The organism is Halorhabdus amylolytica (genome assembly GCF_004944975.1).
Lineage (GTDB): Archaea > Halobacteriota > Halobacteria > Halobacteriales > Haloarculaceae > Halorhabdus > Halorhabdus amylolytica.
Map to the genome: position 1 here is coordinate 246,641 of NZ_SPQG01000001.1, position 22,907 is coordinate 269,547.

At 64.1% G+C, this 22,907-nt stretch carries 24 protein-coding genes; 11 read left to right on the top strand and 13 right to left on the bottom strand.

The window, feature by feature from the left end; all coding sequences use genetic code 11:
• The first annotated feature begins 8 nt into the window (after positions 1-8).
• Together dacZ and E3374_RS01260 are read left to right on the top strand one after the other, a co-directional pair.
• A complete protein-coding gene (dacZ, locus tag E3374_RS01255; protein WP_136686909.1) occupies positions 9-815 on the top strand; it encodes a diadenylate cyclase DacZ in 807 nt (268 codons plus the stop codon).
• Positions 815-1,597 (top strand): mechanosensitive ion channel domain-containing protein, encoded by a 783-nt coding sequence (locus E3374_RS01260; protein WP_136686911.1) that lies wholly within the window; start codon positions 815-817, stop codon positions 1,595-1,597. Before dacZ ends, E3374_RS01260 begins: the two co-directional genes overlap by 1 nt.
• A 14-nt stretch (positions 1,598-1,611) precedes the next feature.
• Here the strand turns inward: E3374_RS01260 and E3374_RS01265 are convergent, their stop codons facing one another.
• The 4 genes from E3374_RS01265 to E3374_RS01280 all read right to left on the bottom strand — a co-directional run bounded on the left by E3374_RS01265 (position 1,612) and on the right by E3374_RS01280 (position 6,879).
• Positions 1,612-2,136 carry an acyltransferase gene (locus E3374_RS01265; RefSeq protein WP_136686913.1) on the bottom strand — a complete coding sequence of 175 codons (525 nt, stop codon included), beginning with the start codon at positions 2,134-2,136 and terminating at the stop codon, positions 1,612-1,614.
• Positions 2,137-2,211: 75 nt separating this feature from the next.
• A complete protein-coding gene (locus E3374_RS01270; protein WP_136686915.1) occupies positions 2,212-4,668 on the bottom strand; it encodes a DUF2309 domain-containing protein in 2,457 nt (818 codons plus the stop codon).
• Positions 4,658-6,142 (bottom strand): proton-conducting transporter transmembrane domain-containing protein, encoded by a 1,485-nt coding sequence (locus E3374_RS01275; protein WP_136686917.1) that lies wholly within the window; start codon positions 6,140-6,142, stop codon positions 4,658-4,660. Before E3374_RS01275 ends, E3374_RS01270 begins: the two co-directional genes overlap by 11 nt.
• A gap of 251 nt (positions 6,143-6,393) precedes the next feature.
• A complete protein-coding gene (locus tag E3374_RS01280; RefSeq protein WP_136686919.1) occupies positions 6,394-6,879 on the bottom strand; it encodes an Lrp/AsnC family transcriptional regulator in 486 nt (161 codons plus the stop codon).
• A 99-nt stretch (positions 6,880-6,978) separates the two neighbouring features.
• On the opposite strand from E3374_RS01280, the gene E3374_RS01285 reads away from it, so the two are divergent.
• A complete protein-coding gene (locus E3374_RS01285) occupies positions 6,979-7,659 on the top strand; it encodes a carbonic anhydrase (RefSeq protein WP_136686922.1) in 681 nt (226 codons plus the stop codon).
• A gap of 85 nt (positions 7,660-7,744) precedes the next feature.
• Here the strand turns inward: E3374_RS01285 and E3374_RS01290 are convergent, their stop codons facing one another.
• The 4 genes from E3374_RS01290 to E3374_RS01305 form a co-directional block, all read right to left on the bottom strand.
• Positions 7,745-8,161 carry a PIN domain-containing protein gene (locus E3374_RS01290; RefSeq protein WP_136686924.1) on the bottom strand — a complete coding sequence of 139 codons (417 nt, stop codon included), beginning with the start codon at positions 8,159-8,161 and terminating at the stop codon, positions 7,745-7,747.
• A gap of 7 nt (positions 8,162-8,168) precedes the next feature.
• On the bottom strand, positions 8,169-8,399 hold the full coding sequence (locus E3374_RS01295; RefSeq protein ID WP_136686926.1) for a hypothetical protein: 231 nt from the start codon (positions 8,397-8,399) through the stop codon (positions 8,169-8,171).
• A gap of 199 nt (positions 8,400-8,598) precedes the next feature.
• The gene (locus E3374_RS01300) at positions 8,599-8,865 is read right to left on the bottom strand and encodes a chorismate mutase (protein WP_211194894.1); all 267 of its coding nucleotides are present in this window, start codon (positions 8,863-8,865) and stop codon (positions 8,599-8,601) included.
• 32 nt (positions 8,866-8,897) lie between these two features.
• Positions 8,898-9,749, bottom strand: a complete 852-nt coding sequence (locus E3374_RS01305) for a shikimate kinase (protein ID WP_136686930.1) — start codon at positions 9,747-9,749, stop codon at positions 8,898-8,900.
• A 90-nt stretch (positions 9,750-9,839) separates the two neighbouring features.
• Between E3374_RS01305 and E3374_RS01310 the strand changes: the two genes are divergently transcribed.
• Complete coding sequence (locus tag E3374_RS01310; RefSeq protein WP_136686932.1) at positions 9,840-10,274, top strand: DUF5796 family protein; 435 nt, start codon at positions 9,840-9,842, stop codon at positions 10,272-10,274.
• A 48-nt stretch (positions 10,275-10,322) separates the two neighbouring features.
• Here E3374_RS01310 and E3374_RS17820 read toward each other — a convergent pair whose 3' ends face one another.
• Positions 10,323-10,457: a DUF7128 family protein gene (locus E3374_RS17820; RefSeq protein ID WP_282568417.1), complete on the bottom strand. Its 135-nt coding sequence runs from the start codon at positions 10,455-10,457 to the stop codon at positions 10,323-10,325.
• Between the two features lie 156 nt (positions 10,458-10,613).
• Here E3374_RS17820 and E3374_RS01315 point away from each other — a divergent pair, with 156 nt between their 5' ends.
• The 3 genes from E3374_RS01315 to E3374_RS01325 all read left to right on the top strand — a co-directional run bounded on the left by E3374_RS01315 (position 10,614) and on the right by E3374_RS01325 (position 13,398).
• Positions 10,614-11,681, top strand: coding sequence for an mRNA surveillance protein pelota (locus tag E3374_RS01315; RefSeq protein ID WP_136686934.1), 1,068 nt, complete (start codon positions 10,614-10,616; stop codon positions 11,679-11,681).
• A gap of 68 nt (positions 11,682-11,749) precedes the next feature.
• Positions 11,750-12,907 (top strand): GAF domain-containing sensor histidine kinase, encoded by a 1,158-nt coding sequence (locus E3374_RS01320; protein WP_136686936.1) that lies wholly within the window; start codon positions 11,750-11,752, stop codon positions 12,905-12,907.
• A gap of 86 nt (positions 12,908-12,993) precedes the next feature.
• Positions 12,994-13,398, top strand: a complete 405-nt coding sequence (locus tag E3374_RS01325) for a PPOX class F420-dependent oxidoreductase (RefSeq protein WP_136686938.1) — start codon at positions 12,994-12,996, stop codon at positions 13,396-13,398.
• 60 nt (positions 13,399-13,458) lie between these two features.
• On the opposite strand, the gene E3374_RS01330 is transcribed toward E3374_RS01325, so the two are convergent.
• Positions 13,459-14,214: an MBL fold metallo-hydrolase gene (locus E3374_RS01330; RefSeq protein WP_136686940.1), complete on the bottom strand. Its 756-nt coding sequence runs from the start codon at positions 14,212-14,214 to the stop codon at positions 13,459-13,461.
• Positions 14,215-14,613: 399 nt separating this feature from the next.
• On the opposite strand from E3374_RS01330, the gene E3374_RS01335 reads away from it, so the two are divergent.
• Entirely contained in the window at positions 14,614-17,334 is a 2,721-nt protein-coding gene (locus E3374_RS01335) for a leucine--tRNA ligase (RefSeq protein WP_136686942.1), read from the top strand.
• A gap of 50 nt (positions 17,335-17,384) precedes the next feature.
• On the opposite strand, the gene E3374_RS01340 is transcribed toward E3374_RS01335, so the two are convergent.
• From E3374_RS01340 to glmU, 3 genes are all read right to left on the bottom strand, one after another.
• Positions 17,385-17,942, bottom strand: coding sequence for a TetR/AcrR family transcriptional regulator (locus tag E3374_RS01340; RefSeq protein ID WP_248299364.1), 558 nt, complete (start codon positions 17,940-17,942; stop codon positions 17,385-17,387).
• A gap of 158 nt (positions 17,943-18,100) precedes the next feature.
• Positions 18,101-18,919 (bottom strand): polyprenyl synthetase family protein, encoded by an 819-nt coding sequence (locus tag E3374_RS01345; RefSeq protein WP_136686944.1) that lies wholly within the window; start codon positions 18,917-18,919, stop codon positions 18,101-18,103.
• Between the two features lie 228 nt (positions 18,920-19,147).
• Positions 19,148-20,329 (bottom strand): bifunctional sugar-1-phosphate nucleotidylyltransferase/acetyltransferase, encoded by a 1,182-nt coding sequence (gene glmU / locus E3374_RS01350; protein ID WP_136686946.1) that lies wholly within the window; start codon positions 20,327-20,329, stop codon positions 19,148-19,150.
• Between the two features lie 182 nt (positions 20,330-20,511).
• On the opposite strand from glmU, the gene E3374_RS16980 reads away from it, so the two are divergent.
• The 3 genes from E3374_RS16980 to E3374_RS01360 are packed head-to-tail and all read left to right on the top strand — an operon-like array spanning position 20,512 to position 22,839.
• Positions 20,512-20,661, top strand: coding sequence for a hypothetical protein (locus E3374_RS16980; protein ID WP_169051745.1), 150 nt, complete (start codon positions 20,512-20,514; stop codon positions 20,659-20,661).
• Positions 20,654-22,321: a sodium/proline symporter gene (locus tag E3374_RS01355; protein WP_136686948.1), complete on the top strand. Its 1,668-nt coding sequence runs from the start codon at positions 20,654-20,656 to the stop codon at positions 22,319-22,321. The genes E3374_RS16980 and E3374_RS01355 overlap by 8 nt, the downstream gene beginning before the upstream one ends.
• On the top strand, positions 22,318-22,839 hold the full coding sequence (locus tag E3374_RS01360; RefSeq protein ID WP_248299365.1) for a hypothetical protein: 522 nt from the start codon (positions 22,318-22,320) through the stop codon (positions 22,837-22,839). Before E3374_RS01355 ends, E3374_RS01360 begins: the two co-directional genes overlap by 4 nt.
• The last annotated feature ends 68 nt before the right edge of the window (positions 22,840-22,907 follow it).

The following is a 22,907-nucleotide window of genomic DNA, read 5'->3' on the forward strand; positions in this document are numbered from 1 at the left end:
ATACGATAATGACTGATATCGACGAAGTGCTGGGTTCCCTTTCCGCCGATTTGGACGCAGTCGTCCTCTTCAGTCCCGGGGCGGATCTCTACGAGCGGTTGCTCGATGATCAACTGGTGATCGTCGTCAGCGACGAGGACGAACGGGCGGCCGAGCGGTTCGTCGAGTTGCCAGTGGAGTTCTCGGCACTGTCCGACCGGATTCGGTTCGGCATCGAAGGTGCGCTCGAACAGGAATACGTCACGGAGAACGACCAGTTGCTCTGTCTGGCGGCGACCTATGGCGACGATATGGACACGGCCGTGCGGATTCGAGCCGGCGAGTTCACGGAGTCGGGCGTCTACGATCTGTTCGTCAATTCCCGTGCGGAGCCGGGTGTGATCCGGGATGTCGTGGAGGTCGCGGTCGAACTCGGTAAGAAGGGCCAGAAGGGCAAGCCCGTCGGCGCACTGTTCGTCGTCGGCGACGCCGGGAAAGTCATGAACAAGTCCCGCCCATTGTCCTACAACCCCTTCGAGAAGAGTCACGTCCACGTGGGCGATCCCATCGTGAACGTGATGCTCAAGGAGTTCTCGCGACTGGACGGTGCGTTCGTCATTAGTGATGCGGGAAAGATCGTCTCGGCTTACCGATACCTCGAACCCTCGGCCGAGGGAGTGGACATCCCGAAGGGGCTGGGTGCCCGTCATATGGCGGCCGGGGCGGTCACGCGGGATACCAATGCGACGGCGATCGTCCTCTCGGAGAGTGACGGACTGGTCCGGGCATTCAAGGGCGGTGAGTTGATCCTCGAACTCGATCCGGAGGAGTACTGATGGCCGACATCGCAGAATTGCTCCGGACACTGTTCTCTGAGGAGACGGCGGTGACAGTCGCGATCATCGTCCTATTAGTCGGCGCGGTCGCAGGGTATCTCGTCTGGCGGGGAACGCGGACCCTCCTGTTGAGACTCGAGGTCGACGAGGCCGTCGAGGGGACCGTTTTCGACAGAACGATGCGGAATTTCGGGTTCTCGACGGTCGGGCTGTTGGCGCTGCTGTCAGCGATGTTCGTCTACGTGCTGGCGGTGTTCATCGCCCTCCAGGTGGCCCAACTGATGAACACCCAGATGTTCTGGACGCGCTTGATGGAGTACCTCCCGCGGCTGTTCATCGCTGCACTGGTCGTGATCCTGGGCCTGGTGGTCGGCGACAAGGCCTCCCTGGCGGTGAGCGAGCGTCTCAAGAGTATCAAACTTCCTGAGGTGACGCTGCTGCCATCGTTGGTCAAATACAGTATCTTTTACGTGGCGGCCCTGGTCGCGCTGGGCCAACTCGGCGTGGCCACCACGGCACTGGTCGTCTTGCTCGCAGTCTACGCCTTCGGTCTGCTGTTTTTGGCCGGGCTGGCCTTCCGGGACCTGCTCCGTGCTGGGGCCGCCGGGATGTACCTCCTGCTGTCGGAACCCTACAGCATCGGTGACGAGGTCGAGATCGACGGCAATCGTGGCATCGTCCAGGAGATCGACGTCTTCGTCACCCATATCGAGAACGAGGACACCGAGTTCATCATCCCGAACCAGCGTGTCCTGCGCTCGGGGATCACGCGTATCCGCTGAGTCGATCCGTTCGTTCAGGCGTCAGTACTCCGATCTTCAGATTCGACGACCTCAGCGGGCACGCCCATGACTGTCGCGCCCGCCGGCACGTCCTCGGTCACCAACGAGTTAGCGGCGACCTGCGCGTCGGCCCCGACGTGGACACCCGGGAGGACGATCGCACCCGCGCCGATCATCGCGCGTTCGCCGATCACAACCTCGCCCGTCCGGTACTCGTCCTGGAGATATTCGTGACAGAGTAGCGTCGCGTCGTAGCCGACGATGGCGTCGTCTTCGAGGACAAGCAGGTCAGGCCAGAGCATGTCCGGCGTCGCGCCGAACGCCAGCGCAACCCCGTCGCCGACGTCAGCACCGAGCGCACGCAGGACGGCGTTTTTCAGGCGAACGCTGGGTGCCAGCCTGAGAAACCAGATGATCGCGGGGACGACGAGCATCCAGAGCGGGTTTCGCGTCCGGATCCAGTGACGCAGGGAGTTCCGCGATCCGGGAACCTCGTTGCGCTCGAGGCGGTCGTGTCGCGAGGGCACGTCGTCGCTCACGTCCCCTGCTTGGTCGGCGGCCGTAATGAATAACGTGGGCCCGACCGTCAGGGACGGCGGCAGCGACCGGATGGTTCAGTCGTCCGCGGCGGCGGGCGCCTCCGGCATCTCTGGACGGTGTGCTTCCGGTTCGGTGATCGGACGCCACTCAAGATGTTCCTCGTAGTGGAAGACACGGTGACCCTGACTCGGATCGACGACCGACAGCGAAAGCCAGTCGTTGTCCAGCAGTTCGGTCACCTCGTCGTGGTCGGCCAGCACCTCGGTGACGCGCTCGACCGGCGCGTGGACGACCGTCGAGAGGCGGAGCGGTTGGTGATACGGGCGGTCGAAAGAAGCCAGCAGCGATTGGGAGGGGAGCCCGGTCATCAGGTCGCCGCCGTTGCCCTGATAGACGCCGACGTTCCCGACGGGGTTGTGGGTGATCTTCGACCCGCTGCCGTAGACAGCGTTGTCGACCGTCGAGAAGTAATACTGGGCGTTGATCCACTGCGTGACGATCAACGGGCCAGTGAGAATCGCTTCTAGGGCATCGCCCTCTGGGTCGGTCGACCAGTCGTAGGAGTGCAGGAAGGCCCGGCCGTCGAGGTCGAGGTCGCTCGTGAGTTCACGCGGCCCGACGACAAAGCCGGCGTTACCGGCCAGTCCCCACTCGGGGCGCGTCTCCGCCCAGTCGGCGGCGCGGCGTTCGGTCTCACTGACGGCTGCTCCGCCGGCGTCTGTCGGCGCGACGCGCTCGGCGGCGGCGTGCTCCCGCGCGGTGGCCAGGTCCCCACGCAACTCGGCGAGATCCTCGGCGTGGCTCTCGGGGATTGCGTCGTCGAACAGTTCGATCTCGTCGGTCGTCGTGTTGTGCTCGCCCGCGAGAAAGGCGGTGTCCTCGGGGATTTCGATACCGCGGTCGGCCAGTGCCGTCCGGACCGCGGGATCGTTACAGATCGCGGCGAGAACGCGGGCGTTCGGCCCGCCCGGGTTGCCGGCGCAGGCTCCACAGTCCAGACTCGAGTCGTGGGGGTTGTTGGCCGTTTCGCTCGCGTGACCGACGAAGGCGACGAGGCGGCCGAAGGTCTCGATGCCCATCAACTCGAAGGCTGTCGCGGCGTACTCGACCTTTTCGTCGTGGGTCAGCCCGACTGGAAGGTCGCCGGCGTAAGTGTGCTGGTGGTCGAGAAGTGGATCACAGAACTCGTGGTCGTCCGGCACCACGTCCTCGGCGGTGTCGAACAGTTCCTGAAGCCGCTGGGGGAAGAGCGTCCGGGCCGTGAGTGCTAGCCCGTACCCGCCGCCGGCGTTCTCGACGAACCCGAAGGCGGTGGCCGGGTTCGTCTTCAGCGTCTCGACGAGTTCGCCGGCCGCTTCACGGATCCCTGACCAGCGATCGTAGCTCGTCCGTTCGGGGCCCTCGACCGGCATCTCGGTGATGCGGTGCGCCGGATCGACGATGGGCGGACAGCCAGCAACCGATACCTCGGCATCGTAGCCCCGGTATTCCATCGGGACGCCGAAAAAGCCAGCGTAGCCGTGGGTTTCGTACTCGCCGACGGCCTCGACGTGACGGCGGATGACCTCCGACCGGGTGTCGATGCAGAAGACCAGTTGTGCGTCCGGGCGAGCCGACGAATTGCTTTCAGTAATGGACTCGCTCTGGGCGGCGACGTTGTCGACGAGCTCGGCTCGATAACTCCGCTCCCAGGCGGCCAGGAACGCCGCGGCGAGGTCGTCGGTCGCGTCGCGCTGGGTGCCGTCCTGACCCGTCGAGGGGGCAACGTCGGCGTCGAAGGCGTCCAGTAGGGCGAGGCGGGCGGCGAGATAGCCAGCCAGCGTGATGGGATACCGGGACTGCCAGACACCCCCCTCGGCACGCTGTTTGATCAACCCCGTCCAGCCGGGCAGCGCGGCCAGTTGTTCCTCGAAGAGCGGTGCCCACTGACTCTCCGGGTACTGCTCCAGGACGGCCTCGATGGCTTCGATGGGTTCCTCGGGAAGGTCAATGACGAGCCCTTCCTGGGGGATCTGACCGTCGTGTTCGGCCACCTCGCAGAACGCGGCGTAGAACCCGTTCTCGCGGCCTGGCATCGACCATGCGGCCTGCCCCTCGTCGAGAAACGCCGAGAGCCACTTCGAAAGCACGTGATCGACGTGTTCGACAGCGTCGTCCGGCGTCTCACCCTCGCTGTCTGCGTCCTGCGTATCGTCCTCAATGTCGGTATCCATCCGTTCGAGCGCGGTCTCCGGGTCGATCTCGTGGCCGCGCTCAGAGAGTTCGGCCCTGAGGATTTCGCGGTCGATCCGGCCGTCCGCGAGTGCCGCCCGGAACGTCTCGGGACGCGGATACCCACGACCGCCGAGCAGATCCGCCGCCTGCCGGACTGCCTCCTCGAACGGCACGTCTTCGAACCCCGAGAGGGGGTTGGCCGTGACGAAGGAGTGGATCGGCCACACCGACCCGACGGTGGTCGCTGCCTTCTCGATGCTCGCTTCGATCGATGTCGGGCCATTCGTCGTCTCTTCGATCGAGGTGTTACTGCTCATTGTATTCTCCTTTGGAAGTCAGAAGGGTGCTCGTCGGCGGCTGACTCGCGTTCAACAGCGCGACGTAGAGCCGCCGGCTGCGTTCGACAATTCCGGTCTCCATGGCGACGTACGCCAGGAGGAAGCCGACGGCGACGACAACGTGGACGACGGTCAGTTCGGTCGCCGCCGTCACGATCGGGAGGTCGCTCAGGAGCGCCGAAATCGTCGAATAGACCAGCGCGTAGATCGTGATGGCCGGCAGGAAGACCGTGGGGATCGCCCCGTACCGGAACGCCGCCGGCAGTGACGCCCGGGCGACGACACTACGGGCCGCGTGCAGCGTCGTGACGACCACGATCAGCGCGAGGACGAGCCCGCCGTCGAGGTGGGTGCCCTTGCCAGTCAGGATCGCGAACAGCGCGCCGCCGGCGATCCCGGTCAGAAGCGTGATGGCGACCCCGACGAGGTCCAGCCCGTGGACAGTCCCGTCGTCCGGACTGGTGTGTTCGATCCGTGCGCCGGCGCTCAAGAAATGATAGGCCTTGTAGAAGCCGTGGAGAACGAGGTGGGTGATCGCGGCCCCGAAGAAGCCGAGGCCGGCCTGCATGATCATGAAGCCCATCTGTCCGACCGTCGAGCACGCCAGTTCACCCTTGACGTCCGACTGGACGGCTTTGAGGAGTTTGCCGAGGATCGCGCTGGTCGCGCCGGCGACGACGATCGCGAGCATGAACGTCGGCTCGACGGTGAGTACCGGGGCGAACCGGATCAGCAGGATGCCGCCCGCGTTGACGAATCCCGCGTGCATCAGCGCCGATGCCGGCGTGGGCGCGGTCATCGAGGCCAGCAACCAGGTGTGAAAGGGAATCAGGGCGGACTGGATCATCGCCGCGAGGACGAGAGCCACCGCAGCGACCAACCACACCGGACCCGCGATCCCCTCGGCTGCCGCGGCGACGCCCGAAACCGTCGTCGCGCCGGTCGCCAACCACAGTGTTGCGAGTGCGATCCCGAGCAACGCAGTGCTCGCCAGGAAGTGCCGGCGGGCGACCTTCGCGGCCGTCTGTGCCTGGTTCCAGCCGTCGATCAGGCCGATCAACTCCGCCATCACCAGCCCCATCGCCAGCCACAGCACCCACAAGAGGGCGACATGGTCGGCCGCGACGAGCCCCATCACGATCGCCGTGAACCCGAACACGGCGGCGAAGAAGGCCGTCTCGTGGGCGTTGCCCGTCATGTACCGGCGCGAGTAGCTGTGCACGATCCCGCTGAAGAAGGTGACCACTACCCACAGCAGGACGGTCAGCCCGTCGACCGCGAACAGGCCAGGAGCCTCCCACGAAACACCGAATCGGACTCGCGCGGCGAGGAAGGCAACGCTGGCGGCGAACAGCGTCCAGGTGAGCCACGTCAGTGCGACGGGCACGACCGGCGAGTCCGCCGTCGTGTCCGGGAGCGCTCCGACCGTCGGTTTCGAGGTGCGTCCTGCCATCGTTCGATCCTCACGACCGTCGCGGTTGCCGAGGTGACCCTGCGATCCGTTTGCGGTCGTATTCAACCCCAACTGAGAACAGATTGTGTGTTAAATCTACCTATAGTCACAAAACGTTCGATAAAACAGAATTGTAGAACATTATGTTTTGTAAGTTACGGAAGAAGGATCTGGTGATGACGGCTTGTCAGCGGCTGTCTGTGATCGGACGACTGACGGAACAGGCACGCGGCCAGCCTGGAGAACGGGTTCTAGGAGGTGTCTTCGGTCACTGATCTGGTATCGAACTTGCCGAATGGCGTGGTCTCGTGGGTCCGGACGAGCACTTCGTCAGCGACGGTCACGCCCATGTCCAGCAGTTCCTGTGCGACGGGAGTGATGTCGCTGTCGGACTCACCGACGACGGTGACGAGCAGGTTCTGTTCGCCGGTGACCAGTTCCTGGACCGAGACGACTCCGTCGATAGCCAGAATGTCGGGGATGAGGTCGCCGCGTTCGGGGATCGACGCGGTACAGTACAGCAACATCCTGAGCGGGTAGCCAGACTGCTGATAGTCGACACTGGCACGATATCCTTTGATCACGTCGTCAGTTTCGAGGCGCTGGATGCGCTTGCGGACGGTGCTGTCCGAGGTCCCGGTTCGCTCCGCGATATCCCCCGAGGACGTGTTCCGGGCGTCCTCCTGGAGGGCATACAGGATGGCCCTGTCCACGTCGTCGATTTCCTCCTCGGTCATACCGGTGTGTCGAGGAGGGAGCCACTTACCTTTGTACGTTGTCCGGAAGCGGGGGCGGAAATCTCAACCTCTAAACCGCCGGCAGGGTTGTGCTCGCGTATGGACGACGTCTTCGAATCCATGCTCGCCGGCAACGAGCAACACGCGCGGTCGTTCGACGACCGCTTCGGCGGTCTTCAGGACGGCCAGCGGCCCGAAGCGGTGACCGTCTGCTGCTCGGACTCCCGAGTGCTCCAGGACCACATGTGGGGCACTGACGACCCAGGACACCTGTTCACGTGCGGGAACATCGGGAACCGCGTCGTCCAGCGCGTCGACGGCGACACCGTCGTCTCCGGTGACGTGCTCTATCCGATCGCCCACACGGGTACCGAAACGGTCGTCGTCGTCGGACACACGGGCTGTGGCGCGGTCACCGCTACGTACGACCATCTGACTGATGGCCTCGAGGAACCACCGGGGATCGAACACTGCGTCGACATCTTGGCTCCCGCCCTCGAGTCCGGGATGGAGAACCTCCCGGACGGCCTCGATCGTGAGGGAACGATCAATCACCTCGTCGAGTACAATGTCGACCGGCAGATCGAGGCGCTCGAAGAGAGCGACCACGTTCCCGATGACACTGCCCTCGTCGGCGTCGTCTACGACTTCCAGGACATCTACACCGACCGCCGCGGCGAGGTCCATGTCATCAACGTCGACGGCGAGACCGATCCGGAGACGCTTCGGGAGTCGTCTCCGGAGATCGAGTCACGGATTCGTCGGCTATGGACGTACTAAGGGGAACATGTCCTATTCGAAATAGCTGTACCGCATGTTCCTGGTTTCGCCGCTGCCGACGTTGTATATCATGTCTCTCCTCACGCTATGATGTGTCGAACGCGTCGATAACGGCACTCGTCGAATACGTTTCGACGACGGCTTGCTCGTCGAAATCGGAGTCGTCACTCCAGATGGCGGCATCGCTGGCGAGGGCACACGCGACGTATAGCACGTCGTCCGGGTCGACTTCGCCGATCGCTTCCGCAGCTTCCTCGATGAACAGATGGAACTCTGTGACGGGAACAACCTCGATGTACTGAAAGAGAAGGTCGACGAACTGCTGTACTCGCTGTCGTGTCATTCCGGACTTCTCGGCGATCAGGTTCTCGTAGTTCTCGATCTCGTCGGACACGAACCCGGGCGTCAGTAGATTCGGCTCGAGCGTGACGATGAGTTCCCGTGTTTTCGAGTCAGCGATGAGTGCCGAGATGACGACGTTGGCGTCGACGACCAGCTTCATACAGCGGCTACTCCGAGTGCGTCTCGACGCGTTCGCGCCCACGCTCGTTGATTCTGTCGGCGATGTCGGCGACGTCACTCTCGGTGAGTTCACTGGCGGACGTCAGTTCGTCCATCACCTCGAGTGTCTCTATTTTCTCCTGAATTGCCTGTCGCGTGACCTCGCTCCAGTTGATCTCCGGATGGCTGTCCATCCGGTCTTTGAGATCGTTGTCGACGTTGACCGTGATCGTTGGCATACAGAAATATGTATACACACAGAATAATGTGTCTTTCGGCATACCACTTCCGAGACGCACCCCCGCCCGGTCCTCGAGCGCTCGGTACAGAATATTGCCGGACAGTCGGTTCACGTTTTCCTACTGCCCAACGGCGGGACAGCTATCGAGGCAAACTAACGCTCCCAATTCCACGCTACATACGAGACGGCCGGCTCAGCTACCGGCTTTCCCGCTGTTCGACCTTGTTGAGTTCGATCAACAGCCGGAAGATAGCCTTCACGAGATTGGCATCGACGTCGAACTGTTCGGCGTTCTCGCCGGCCCGATCCATGACACGCTGTTCTTGCTGTTCGTCGGTGGTCGGCAGGTCCTGTTCTTCCTTGACCGCCGCGATCGTGTCGGCGACGTACGTCCGGCGGGCGATCAACTCCACGAGTTGCTCGTCGATCGAGCGGATCTCCTCGCGGAGTTCCGTCAGGTCCATGTCGTCGGGCCGTGATCCAGCCGGCCACGCGCTCACGTCGTCCGGGCGCCGTCCCGTTGTGTCGTCGTCATCCATGTCTGGCCCTCTCGTTGTTCCCAGGTTGCCCGCACACGCTCTAAGTCTTCCCGATTCCCGACCGCCGTCACGCTCGGTCCCGTTCCCGACAGCGAGACACCCTCGACGTAGGGCATCGCCTCGACCATCGGATCCGTCGAGAAGCCAAGCGCGGCGGCGAACGCGAGACCGTTGACGGTCATCGCCCGACCGTACTCGCCGTCGAGAGCGAGGTCGGCCACCAGGTCGGCCATCGGGGCGATCTGGTGACAGCGATCGACGTCGGCATCGGCGCTGTAGGCCCGTTCCGGTGGCGTCCACACCAGCACGTCCCACTCGACGGGATCGTGGGCGAGCAGAGCGTCTTCCGTATTGTCCGTCACAGTCACACCACCAAGCATACTCGCGCTCGCGTCGTCGAATGCGCCGGTCACGGTGACGCCCACGTCCCGGGCGGCTTGCACGCCGATCCTGGCGGCGTCAGCCTTCGAGATCTCCCCGACGGCATCCAGTGCGGAGAGCGTCGCAAGCACCGTCGCGTTTGCGGCCGCGCTGGAACTCTTCAGCCCGGACGCCATCGGGATGTCGCTCTCCGTATGGACCGTTCCACCCTCGCCGTTGCCGAACCGTTCGGTCACGAGTTCAACACAGCGTTCGATCAACGACGTATCGGCGTCGGGTTCGCCCGCGACACTCCCCGTCACGGTCTCGCGACCGTCGAGCGTCACCTCGGCACGCAATTCGACGTCGATGGCAAAAGCCGACCCGGTGCCCGTCGCCAGCGCGTTCAGCACCGTCCCGGCGGCGGGCGCCACGGCAGTCCCATCCATGTAGACACGGACTCGACGAGCCGATATTTACGTGTGCTGGTTCCCGTCCCGGAACGCGGCGTTTTTCATCGCGACGTACCCAGGACAACCATGAGCATCCGCGAGGACGTCTCCCCCCAGACCGTCGGCGTCGAACTGACGGAGGACGGTGTCACTGTCGAGTACCTCGACGGCCGGGAAGCGTTCTACCACGGCGTCCCCAAGCGTCAAGAGCGATCAGTTACGACCGCGCCGGGCAAACAGGCCCACGTCCTCGTGACCGACGGAAAGGAGACCGAGGGGATCCTCGTCTACGTCAACGACCGGATCACCGACGAGGACATCCTCGAGTCGACCGGCGTGGGTCGGGTCCTGCTCGATCCCGGCGAGGCGACGACGATCTTCCCGGGCGTGCGAGCGGAGAGTCGCTCACACCGCGTCGAAATCACGGTCGACTTCGAAGCGATTGACGGGCGTGTGTTCGTCTTCGAAGAGGACGAGATGGGCGAACAGTCCTTCGAGATCGTCCCGGCAAACGAGGTGTGACCCACTGGACAAAAGAGGTGATCGGCGACGCGAGCACCCCGACGGGGACTACTGGATGTACGAAGGGTCTTCCGCGTCGCAATTGTCCTCGTGCTGGCGAGCGTCCTCCCGTTCGTCGAAGAGCATCCCGCAGTGCTCACAGCGGTACCACGTCATCCCGTCCTTCTCGGTTGTTTCGACCATATCTGACAATCTGACGGCCGGAAATAAATGCGTTTTCGTGGTATCCGTTCACTCGTGACGTAGACCGGCCGTGAAACGCCCTCGGGCAGGCAGACAGTCACGGCGAGCAACCTCGAAACCAGCAGGCACTTACTCGCCGGTCTCCCACCCGCGAGCATGCGCATTGCCGAGCGGGAGGATCTCGACGGCGGTCGCGAGCGTCTGACGCTCGTCCCCGAGAGTCTCGACGACCTCTGGCATCTCACTTACGTGATCGAGCCGGGCGACCAGGTCTCGGGTGACACCACCCGCCGCATCCAGCGCAACGACGAGCAGTTACGAGATACGGGTGGTGAACGTGAACACATCTGGGTCGCGCTGGACGTCGAAGATGCGGAGTTCGCCCGCTTCGCCAACCGGTTGCGGGTCAGCGGCGTCATCGCCGACTGTTCCCGCGAGGACCAACTCGGACAGCATCACACACTCAACGTCGAGGAACACGACGAGATCGCCGTCGGCAAGTACTGGAAGCCGGATCAACTCGAACGGATCGAGGAGGCCGTCGAGGCGACCGACGCGCCGGAAGTGGCCGTCGCGACAGTCGAGGAAGGCCAGGCGTACGTCCACACGGTCGCTCAGTACGGTACCGAGGAGCGAGCGAGCGTTACCGGTCCGACGGGAAAAGGCGACTACGCCCGTCCCCGGGAAGAACTGTTCGCGGAACTCACCGAGGTCCTTTCCCGGATGGACGCCGACGCGATCATCCTCGCCGGTCCCGGATTCACCAAACAGGATGCACTCGACTACATCGAGGAGGAGACGACCGACCTCGCGGACTCGATCACGACCGTCGACACGAGTTCGGTAGGCGATCGCGGCGTTCACGAAGTGCTCAAGCGCGGTGCCGTCGAAGACGTTCAGACCGAAACGCGGATCGCCGAGGAAGCGGCACTGATCGACGAACTCATGGAACAGATCGCCGAGGGTGTCGAGGTCGCGTACGGACCGGAAGAGGTGGCCGAAGCGGCCGAATACGGCGCCATCGAGCACTTGCTTGTCCTCGACGAACACCTACGAGAGGCGCGTGCGGGCGTGGGGGAATGGGAGATCGACGCCGATACCGTCATCGAACGGACCGAACAGCAGGGCGGCGAGGTGACCGTCTTCTCCCGAGAGTTCGATCCCGGTCAACAACTCGCGAACCTCGGGGGGATCGCGGCGTTGCTCCGATATCGACTGCAATGAGAGGATGCTAACGAAACGATTTTTTGTCGGGGCCGTGAGCTTCGATCGACGGAGATCGATCATCGCCAATGGACTTCGAGGATCGGGGGGATTTCGCGGAACAGGTCGCGGACCTGAACCGATACGGCCAGGCCTTGAACAGCTGTGAAACTGCCGACGAGGTAGCCTCGCTCACGCTCGAGGCGATGTCTCTACTGTTCGAGTTCCCCTACGCGACGTTCGTCGAGGTTCGTGACGGGCAACCGACAGTCAACAGCAGTACGAACCCGGCGCTGAGAGCGGACGGCGACCCATCCGAGCTCGTCCGGGAGGCCATCGAGACAGGACAGACGGTCACGCGGAACGGTACGGACGCCAGAGTCACCGACGACTCCCCCGTGATGGCCGCCCTGGCTGTCCCGGCGAGCATCGTCGAGGAGGTGATCGTGGTGCTGGTCCTGCGGGCGACAGAGGCCGACGCGATCGGCGACGAACACGTCGAACCGCTCTCGATCCTGGCTTCCCACGCCGCCACGGCGATCAGTAACATTCGCTCGCGGGAGGAACTCGAACGGGCGCGCAACGACCTCGAAACCCGCAAGGAGATGATCGAGATGTACGACAGCCTCCTGCGCCACGACCTGGGCAACGACCTGCAGGTCATCACGGGGTTCGCCGACGCGCTACTGGACGAAGTTGACGACCAGGCTGGTGACTACGCCGAACGCATTGACCGGGCCGCCCGGAGCGCCTCTGATCTGGTCGATCGGGTCGGTAATCTCGTCTCGACGCTCGAGGAAGCCGGCGAACCCGAGCCCAAGTCGCTCCGGCAGGAGCTAGAGGAAACAGTCCGGGACGTCACCGCCCAGTACGACGACCTGACGGTCGCGTTCGAACCCGCGGACTTCGAGTACCAGGTCTACGGCGGCGACCTGCTGGACTCGGTATTCACCAATATCCTCTCGAACGCCGCGATCCACAACGACGGGCCCGTCGCGGTCGACATCTACGCCGAGGAGCCAGGCCCCGAGACGGTAACCGTCGGGTTCGCCGACGACGGGACCGGCGTCCCCGAGGAGGTCCGGGAGACCATCTTCGAGATGGGACAGAAGGGGCCGGAGAGTACTGGGACCGGACTGGGACTCGGGTTCGTTCGCGCGCTCACAGAATCCTACGGCGGGACGGTCTCCCTCCAGGAGAGCGCGGATGGCGGTGCCGACTTTCGCGTCACGCTGGACCGGGTCTGAGACGGGGCAGTGTCGTCCTTGTCCACGGACGGAGGCGAGATGTTATGGTATCGGCGCCCGGAATAACGGGCGACGGAGTATCCACGATGTCTGCCATCCCCGAAGCGTACCACGACCTCTTCGAGACGGAGACGTTCGCCCACCTGACGACGATGATGCCGGATGGGAAACCCCATACTACACCCGTCTGGATCGACTACGACGCCGACGACAACCGGGTACTGGTCAACACCGAACGCGGCCGACGCAAGGAACGCAACGTGGCTCGCAATCCGACGGTCTCGGTGAGTATGACCGATCCAGAGAACCCCTATCGGTTCCTCTCGGTGACAGGCGAAGTGGCCGAAACGACGACCGAAGGGGCTCGCGAGCACATCGACGAACTGGCTCGCCGATACATGGACGAGGACGAATACCCGATGCCGATCGAAACCGAGCGCGTGGTTCTGCGGATCCGAGCTGACGACGTGATTACCAGCGACGAGGAGTAACCCCCAGAGTCAGTAGTCGAAGTAACCCCCAGAGTCAGTAGTCGCAAGTGATCACGCGCGTCAAAGATCGACGGCCAATCCGTCGGTCGCGACCGCGACGTCGCCGACGTAATGCTCAGCGATCGAGGTGAGCATCTCCCCGTGTCGACCGTCCGTCTGCGGGTAGAGGTGCGTCAGATAAACCGTCCCGACGTCGACGTTCGCCTCCGCCAGTGCCTTCCCCAGTGCCGCCGGTGTTGCGTGATTGTCTGTTTCGACGTCGTCCGGAAACGAGCAGTCGTGAACGAGCACGTCGGCCCCGTCAGCGAGTGTGAGAAACGACGGATCGGCGACGGTATCGCCGCTGAAGACCATCGACGGTCCGTCCCTCCCGGCGGGTGAAACGCGGTAGCCGAATCCTGCCATCGAATGGTTGACTTCCCTCGCCGAGATATCGAAGCCCGAAAGCGTCGTCTCGCCGGTCCCGATGTCCGTCACGTCGGGATCGACGTGCTCCCGGAGGTAGTCGTGGACGTCCAACAGATCGGCGAGCAACGTCGTGGTTCCCTCGGGCCCGGCGATCCGAAGCGACGGCGCGTCCGCCAGCCAGCGGGCTTTCAGCAACGGGAGTAGATCGGCAATGTGATCGAGGTGGTGGTGAGTGACAAGTGCCCCATCGAGGTCTGCGTACCCGCCGTTAGTGCCCGAAAGCGAACCCAGAACGCCGCTACCACAGTCAATCAACAGCCGCCGGTCGTCGGCTTCCAGCAGGAGGCCGGTCTGGGTGCGCTCGCCGGTCGGCATCGCGCTGCCGGTTCCGAGAAACGTCAGGCGCATGCCGGGGGGTCGGACGGACGGGACAAAGCGTTGTCGGCGCCGCCGGACCGTTGGCAAGAGCCTTCTCCGGCACGCCCGTCCACGACCACAGCCGGGCGGGCGTTCCGTGTCGCGAGACCGGTACTGGGAGTCCAGTCCTCAGACGGATTATGGTAGATTATTTCCGGATGACGCCGACCCGGGGGTCGACGGATACCGGTACATCACGACAATAATCCGTATCAGACGTCTTTGAGCTTCAGTGGCCGTTTCGCGTACCTGCTCTCACAGAGGTCGATGTCCTCGGCGTACGCCGAAGTCATTTCCGTACTTCACCATCTCGTCAGTCAACCAGTCGCTTGAGTGGCGTCCGACCGTACATTTTTGCGTTGGGGCGTGAGAGATACCGACATATACCATATGACACGCGACAATCGGTATTCTTCGCAAGTTGTGAGAGAATACTGGCAGTACGAATGGGATAGACAGAACGTCTATACGTGTTCCGATGACGCCTCGGACCCGACGTACGTCCTCGGGATGTTCCCCTACACCTCCGGGAACCTCCACATGGGCCACGTCCGCAACTACGCAATCACCGACGCCTATGCCCGCTATCGGCGTCTCCAGGGCGACGACGTGCTCCAGCCGATGGGTTGGGACGCGTTCGGTCTCCCGGCGGAGAACGCCGCCGAACAACGCTTCACTGACCCCCGCTCCTGGACGGAGACGTGCATCGAGAGTATGCGCGAGGAGATGGAGGACCTTGGGCTTGGGTACGACTGGTCGCGGGAGTTCACGACCAGTGATCCGGCGTATTACCGCTGGAACCAGTGGTTCTTCGAACAGTTCTACGAGGCCGGTCTCGTCGAGTACGACGCCGCCGCCGTCAACTGGTGTCCCGACTGCGAGACGGTCCTCGCCGACGCACAGGTCGAACATCCAGCAGAGAACGGAACCGATGGGAGGAACGGCGAGTCGGGGCCAGACGCCGGTCCAATCCGGACGGAGGGCGTCTGCTGGCGCTGTGAGACGCCGGTCGAGACGCGCGAACTCGACCAGTGGTTTTTCACAATCACCGACTACGCCGAGGAATTGCTCGAGGGGCTAGAGGACCTCGAGGGCTGGCCCGAGAGCGTCCGGGAGATCCAGCGCAACTGGATCGGTCGCCAGGAAGGGGCCCGTGTCGGATTCGAGGTCCCGGAGTACCGGAGCGTCGAAGCGTTCACGAAACGGCTGGACACGATCTTCGGCGCGACGTTCCTGGCGATCTCGCCAGGTCACGACCTCGCGACGGAATTCGCCGACGAGGAAGACGCGGTCGCCGACTATCTCTCGGGAACCCGCGGGCGCGACGAGGGTGAGCGGGCAGCCACGGCCCACGGGGTCTTCACGGGACACCACGCGATCCACCCGCTTTCAGGCGAGAAAATCCCGATCTACGTCGCCGAGTACGTCCTGGACGACGTGGGGACCGGCGCTGTCATGGGCGTGCCAGCCCACAATGAACGCGATCACGCCTTCGCGAAGGCCCAGAATCTACCGATCGAACCCGTGATCGACCCAGACGACGGAGAACGTCCCCGAAACGATGACGGCACCGTCGTCGGGGGCCTGCCCTACACCGGCGCGGGGACCCTCGTCGAAAGCGGCGAGTACGACGGGCTGGACAGCGAGCGCGCCCGCGAGCGGTTCCTCGAACTTGACTGTGCCGAGTCAGCCGTCACCTACCGCCTCCGGGACTGGCTGATCTCCCGGCAGCGTTACTGGGGGACGCCGATCCCGATCGTCCACTGTGAGGAGTGCGGTCCCGTGCTGGTGCCAGAGGACGACCTGCCGGTCGAACTCCCCGAATACCAGCCTGCGACCGGCAATCCCCTCGAAGCGAACGAGGACTTCGTCGAGACGACCTGTCCGGAGTGTGGTGACCCCGCCCGGCGGGAGACCGACACGATGGACACGTTCGTCGACTCCTCGTGGTACTTCCTGCGGTTTCTCTCGCCCGGCTTCGGGGACGCGCCGTTCGACGCCGACCGCGCGGCGGAGTGGTTACCCGTAGACGTCTACGTCGGCGGCGAGGAACACGCCGTCCTGCACCTGCTGTACATCCGTTTTTTCGCACGAGCCCTTTCCGATCTCGGCATCCTCGACAGACGGGAACCGGTCGAACGACTCGTCAACCAGGGGACGGTGCTACACGGCGGCCGGAAGATGTCGACGACGACAGGGAACGTCATCACCCCACACGAGTACGGTCCGGAGACGACACGTCTGTTCGTCCTTAGCGCGGCCCATCCGCGCCAGGACTTCGAGTGGACGGCCAAGGACGTCAGTTCGGCCTATGACTTCCAGCAACAGCTCTACGGCATGGTCGATACGTTCGTCGACCGGGAGTCCGGGCGGACCGATCGACGGCCGAGAGACGAGTACCTCGATCGGGCCATCGACCGATCGATTGCCGCCGTCACCGGGGAATTCGACGCCTTCCGGTTCCACCGGGCGATCGGGGAGATACGGTCGCTTGCCGGCCTGCTCTCGCAGTACCGCGACACAGGCGAGCCCCACGAGGAGGTCTACCACCGCGGGCTCGAGACGTTGGCCGTTTTGATCGAGCCGATCACGCCGTACCTCGCCGAGGAACTGTGGAACATGTTGCGACGTGACGGTCTCGCCGTCGAAGCCGACTGGCCCGAACCGACTGGCGACACTGGGAACTATCGCATCGAGCGGGCGTTGATCGACCGGACGCGAGAGGACGTCCGGGACATCTGTGAAGTGGCCGGGATCGACGACCCCGAACGGATCACATTCGTCGTCGCCCCGAAGTGGAAGTTCCGCGCCCACGAGTCGGTCCGACAGACCGACCCCGACGGGGCAGTCGTCAGTCGGGCGCTGGAAGACGACCTCGTCGCCGACCACCGCGAGGAGGCTGGACCCTATCTCGCGGACCTAGAGGAACGGCGTCGCTCGCTGGAACCGGTCCTCGATCCGGCGCGCGAACGCACGCTACTCGAGCGAGCAGGCTGGCTGTTCCGCGAGGAGTTCGACGCCCCAATCGTCGTGGAGTCGGCGTCCTCGATCGATGACAAGGCGCTGGCGGGGCGTGCCGAACCTGGCAAACCCGCGATCCACATCGACTAGCATCGAGAAGCTGTCGATCCCCTCCGGTTTCCACGGCGGGTTCGGGCCGACTAGTCGTCTGCGAGTAGCATCTCCGCGATGTACCGGTCGAGTTCGTCGCGCAGGGATCCAATGCTGTCCGGGTCCTCGACCAGGACCGATCGATCGAGCGTCCCGTACAACGACGCGAGGACGAACTCCGCCACCCGCTGGGCGTCGACGTCGCGGAACGTCCCGTCTGCGATGCCGTCCTCGATCACGTCGACGAGGGCGGTTGTGATCAGCTCGTTCGTCCGCCGGAACTGCTCGCGATACGCCGGTTTGTGCGGCGCCTGGGCCTGCATCTCCATCATGGCCTGGAGCAACTGGACCCGTTCCTCGGCGGGGTTTTCCGGCGCGAGCAAATCCAGCAGCGTTTCGAGGCGTTCAATGGGGGGTTCGTCCCCGTCGGCCTCCAGCTCCGATTCGAACTGGTCGAGGAGGTGGGCGAGGAAGTCCGACAGCAGTTCTTCCTTGTCCTCGTAGTGATAATACAGTAGCGATTTGCTCTTTGGAAACTCCTCGGCAATACGGGAGATGCTCGTTCCCGCGTACCCATGCTTACACAACGCCTGGAACGTCGCGATCATGATGGCCTCCCGAGTCGACGTGTCACTTCCAGGAGCATCAATCACAGAGATCCCTCCTCCTGAAACCGCACAGGGCATCCGTGGCGGGTTGACTTCTATCGCGAGCGGCCGGCACCCCGTCACATCGTCGCGCCGTTCGAAACAGTACGTGTAATCTATCACTCATAGGTGATGCGATCCATTGATCCAGCGAGCACAGAGTCAGCAAGCTCACGAAGGCGAGAGAGTGGTTGCGAATCGGGCAGTGGCTTCAGGAGTTCGTCGATACTATCGGTGCCAATCCCGTCCCCGACGACGGATCCCGGCCACTCCTCGGGGAGCAACTCGTCCACTGACTTGAGTCGGTCCGTTTCGAACCCATCCCTGTCAGAATGCCACCGGGCGACACCCAGGGCAGTTCCGGTTGTCCGTAACGCCCGCCGACAGTCCTCGTCCGCACGTCCGAGTATGCCGGCGAGATCGCCCGCGGTCGCCGTGACGATCGGTTCGATCGGCACACAGTCGATCGACGCCGACCCGCCCTCCTCGACGCGTGCCCAGGCGGAAGCGAGTCGGCTGCTGGCGGCCGAAACGGATCGAAAACAAGCCGCTCCGATCGACGGCTCGACCTCGAGGTCACGAAGTCCGGCGTATGCCAGCGAGTGGAGGTAATCACTCGCTAGGAGTGCGTGGCTCCGATCTATACTCTGAAAGCCCGTATCGAGGAGGCCCGACGCTCGTGCGTTCAACAGTGCCTGTCCGTAGAGCAGTTCGACGGTCGCTGCCGCCTGGACCGCCCTATCGTCCGGCCGCCGTTCACCCGTCGTCGCCATCCCCAACAACAGGAAACGACCACGAAACCGGTCGCTGTCGGCGTCGAACGGTCGTGCGGCATCGTCGGCGAGCTGTGTCGGCGCGCCGGTCAGCCAGGATCTGATCTGTCGATCGATGGCCTCCCGATACGTCCGCCCCACGTCAGGTTCCGGTGCCCCATCCATAGTCACTGACCCTCGCTATCGCCGGATCCGACGGCCCCGGTGCTCCCCGGAACGAGTCCGTCCGTCCGTGACACTCGGTGCATGGAAGTAACTGAACGTTTAGTCAATATTCAAGTTTGTGGGTTCGAAACGAGTTCGAATTTCCGGAACATGGTCCAGTCACGGCAGCGAGCCGGACAGTTCGATAGAGGGTCCGAGCAGTTCGATCCTGAGCGGTCTGACGGGTCATTAACGATCTCGCGAGACGCGTTCGCCGGGTTCAGTGTGGGTTCCAGACGAGAGGACGATGCCCGGTTCGATGCTCGTGTTGATGCCGGTTTTGACGTCGTCGCCGGCGACGACGCCCATCTTGCGTCGCCCAGTCGAGACACGTTCGCCTTTCACCGTGACCCAGACGTCCGCCCCGTCGTGACGGAGGTTCGCGACGTTCGTCCCGGCTCCGAAGTTCACTTCCAGCCCGATCACGCTGTCGCCGACGTACGAGAGATGCGGGACGGCCGAGCCCGCCCGGATCACGCTGTTCTTGATTTCGACCCCGTTACCGACGTGGACGCCCTCGCCCAGGTATGTCGGCCCGCGAAGGTAGGCGTTCGGCCCGACTTCGGCGCCCGCATCGATGTAGACCGGTCCCTCGATCACGACCCCAGGCTCGATCGTCGCTCCTTCCTCGACCACAACGGGACCTCGGAGGTCGACGTCGTCGCTGACGGCCCCACGCAGGTCGCGGTCGATGCCATCGAGCAACAACTCGTTGGCTTCGAGTAACTCCCAGGGTCGACCCACGTCCAACCAGCGCTCGAAGGGGACGGGTGTCACCTCGTAGTCATCGATCACTCTCGCGAGTACGTCCGTGATCTCGTACTCCCCGCGTTCGCTCTCGGGGACGTCCAGCCACTCCCGGGCCTCCGCCGGGAAGACGTATGCGCCCGCGTTGATCTGATCCGTCGGTGGATTGTCAGGTTTTTCGACAATCTCCGTGATCGAACCATCACTGATCGACACGACGCCGTAATTCGAGGGATCGGGGACCTCGTAGGTACCCAGTGCCGGTCCGTCGGCAAAGAGCCGGTCGATCGCGGCAGGATCGTAGAGGTTGTCGCCGTTGAGGACGACGAAAGCTCCCTCGAGTTCGTCACGCGCCGCGCGGAGTGCGTCCGCTGTCCCGGCCTGTTTGGACTGGACCGCGTAGGTCACGGGCACTCCCCGATGGGTGTCCCCGAAGTACGACCGGACGTCCTCGGCCTCGTAGCCGACGACGAAAACGAGTTCGTCCGCGCCGGCGTCGACGGCCGCATCGGCGACGTGGGCCGCGAGGGGGCGACCGGCCACGGGCAACATCGGTTTCGGCGTGTTGTCGGTGAGCGGGGCCATCCGCGTGCCCTGCCCGGCGGCGAGCACGACTGCTTGCATGCCCGACACCTCTGGACGGTCACGGATAGGCCTACCGCTCTCGATCTTCTCTCCCCGCCCGCTCTGTCCCATCCCGTCGGTACCGATACCCGGTGCGTCCCGTCCGGATCCCGGCCGTCGGTCCGACCTGACGGGAGAGAACCGGCAATTTTAGGGTGTAACTCCCGAGACCAACGGTCACGATGAACGGCGGCCTGAGTACGACCGCGTGGCTCGCGCTGGGAGGACCGTTCGTGATCTACCTGCTCGCGCTTGCGGGGTACTACGTCCTGGAGGGACGCCGCGAGCGTGCGCTCCGCGAGGAGTACGAGGGGGAGATGGACGATGGCTGACGGGATTGCCGGCGGGGCGTCCACGTGGGTTCTGGTAACGGTCACGCTGTACCTGATCGTACTGGTCGGGATCGGCCTCTGGGCCTCCCGCCTGATGGACACCGTCGGCGACTACGTCGTCGGCGGCCGCCGCGTCGGCCCGGTCGTCACGGGCTTCTCCGAGCGCGCCTCGGAGATGAGCGGCTGGCTCACTCTCGGCGTCCCGGAGGACGCCTACGGGACCGGCGTGATGGCCTTCTACAACGGTCTCGGGATGATTCCCGCCGACCTACTGTCCTGGGCGGGTATCGCGAAACGGCTCCGGAAGTACACCGAGATCGTCCGGGCGGTCACGCTGCCGACGTTCTTCGAGGTCCGGCTACAGGACGACACCGGCATGGTCAAGGGGGTCTCCGCGCTCGTCCTGCTGATCTTCGAAGGGGGTTACGTCGGCGCACAGATCGTCGCCGCCGGGACCCTTCTGCGCGTGTTGACCGGAATGGAGATGTGGATCGGCATCCTCGTCGGCGGCGCGATCGTCATCGGCTACACCGTCCTCGGGGGGTACTTCGCGGTCGCCTGGACGGACTACCTCCAGGGGGCGATCATCCTCGCCGCGTTCGCCGTCCTGCCAGTGCTCGCCGTCGGCGAGTACGGCCTCCCCTTCGAGCAGTTGAGCGCGATGGACGCCTCGCTGACCAGCCCGGTCGCCGGGATGAGCGGCTGGGCGGCACTGTTCGGTCTGATAAGCTACGCGGCGATCGGGTTGGGCGTGCCCGGCAACCCCCACATCATGGTCCGGTTCATGGGTATCGACCGCGTCGAGGACATCCGTCTCGCGGCCGTTGTCGCCCAACTGTTCATGTTCGTCGCGTACGTGGGGGCCGCGCTCGTTGGCCTTTATGCACTGGTCGCGTTCGGTCAGGGAACGATCGCAAATACTGACACAGTGATGCCGCGACTCACCCTGGAGTTGTTCCCGCCAGTGGTGGCCGGCATCGTCCTCGCCGCGGCACTGGCGGCGATGATGTCCAGTGCGGACTCCCAATTGCTGGTCGCGACCAGTGCCGTCGTCGAGGACATCTACCACGGCTTTCTCGACCGTGAGGCGACCGAGCGCGAACTCGTTCGCTACTCGCGGGTGGTCACGCTGGCGATCGGGGCCGCCAGCGTCGCCTTCGCCTATCTGGCCCGCGAGACCCCGATCTACACGCTCGTGCTCGACTACGCCTGGGGCGGTCTCGGCGCCGCACTCGGTCCGACGCTGATCGCCGCGCTATGGTGGCGTCGACTCACCGCGAAGGGCGCGACCGCGAGTATGCTCGTCGGCGCGAGCACGATGATCCTCTGGACGCAGTGGAGTGCGATCCTCCCGGCAGTCGGGATTGCCATGCCGCCCGAGGGATCGTTCCTCAACGGACTGTTGACAGTGTACGGCCTGTTCCCGGCGTTCGTCCTCTCTACGGTGACGCTCGTGGTCGTCTCTCTCGCGACGACGCCGCCGGAGGAGAGCACCGTCGAGAAGCACTTCTCCGTCTTCGAGAAGCCGCTGCCGGCCATCGAGGGAGACGATGCTGAGGACAGCGGGTACGTCACCGACGGTGGGACCCCCCAGGCCTGTACGGAACTGGACGCCGTCCGTCACCAGGTCGCAACGAGCGAGTACTGGAAAGACGAATGACCGACGATACCCGGCCAGGGGAACCGACAGCCGGGTTGTCTCGACCCGGCGACACCCTTGGCGACGAGGGGACGGTCTCGGCCGTCGTGCCGTCGATCGAGCGCGAGACCGTCGAGTCGACTGGTCGCGTCGGCGCGGTCGCCTATCCCTATCGGATCGTCGAAGCAACGGTCCGGATCCCCCGCCCGTTGCTGTCGGACCGCGAAGACAGGTACGTCCTCAGTGTCGACCGCGCCCGCCGGCTGGCTCTCCGGGCTGACGAAGTCCCCGACGTCGAGTGTCGCACGCTCCGGGACGCACTCGTCGTCGACCCGGAACTCGACGACGCGGAAACGACCGAAAAAGCCCGCGAAACGGCGTTCGAGTGGACGCTCCGGAAATATTTGTCCGCCGAACCGCCGACCGTCACGATCGAATCCGCCGTGGACGCCCACAAGCTGTTCTGGCTCGCCGAGCGGCCGGACGGCGACGTGATCGTCGACAGCGTCCGGGGCACCGAGCGGCCGCTCGACGGCTGAATCGTCGACTGCGAGCGAGTTCGGTCGGCAATCGGGACTTGCGTGATTCAAATCCCTCCTTTCGCATT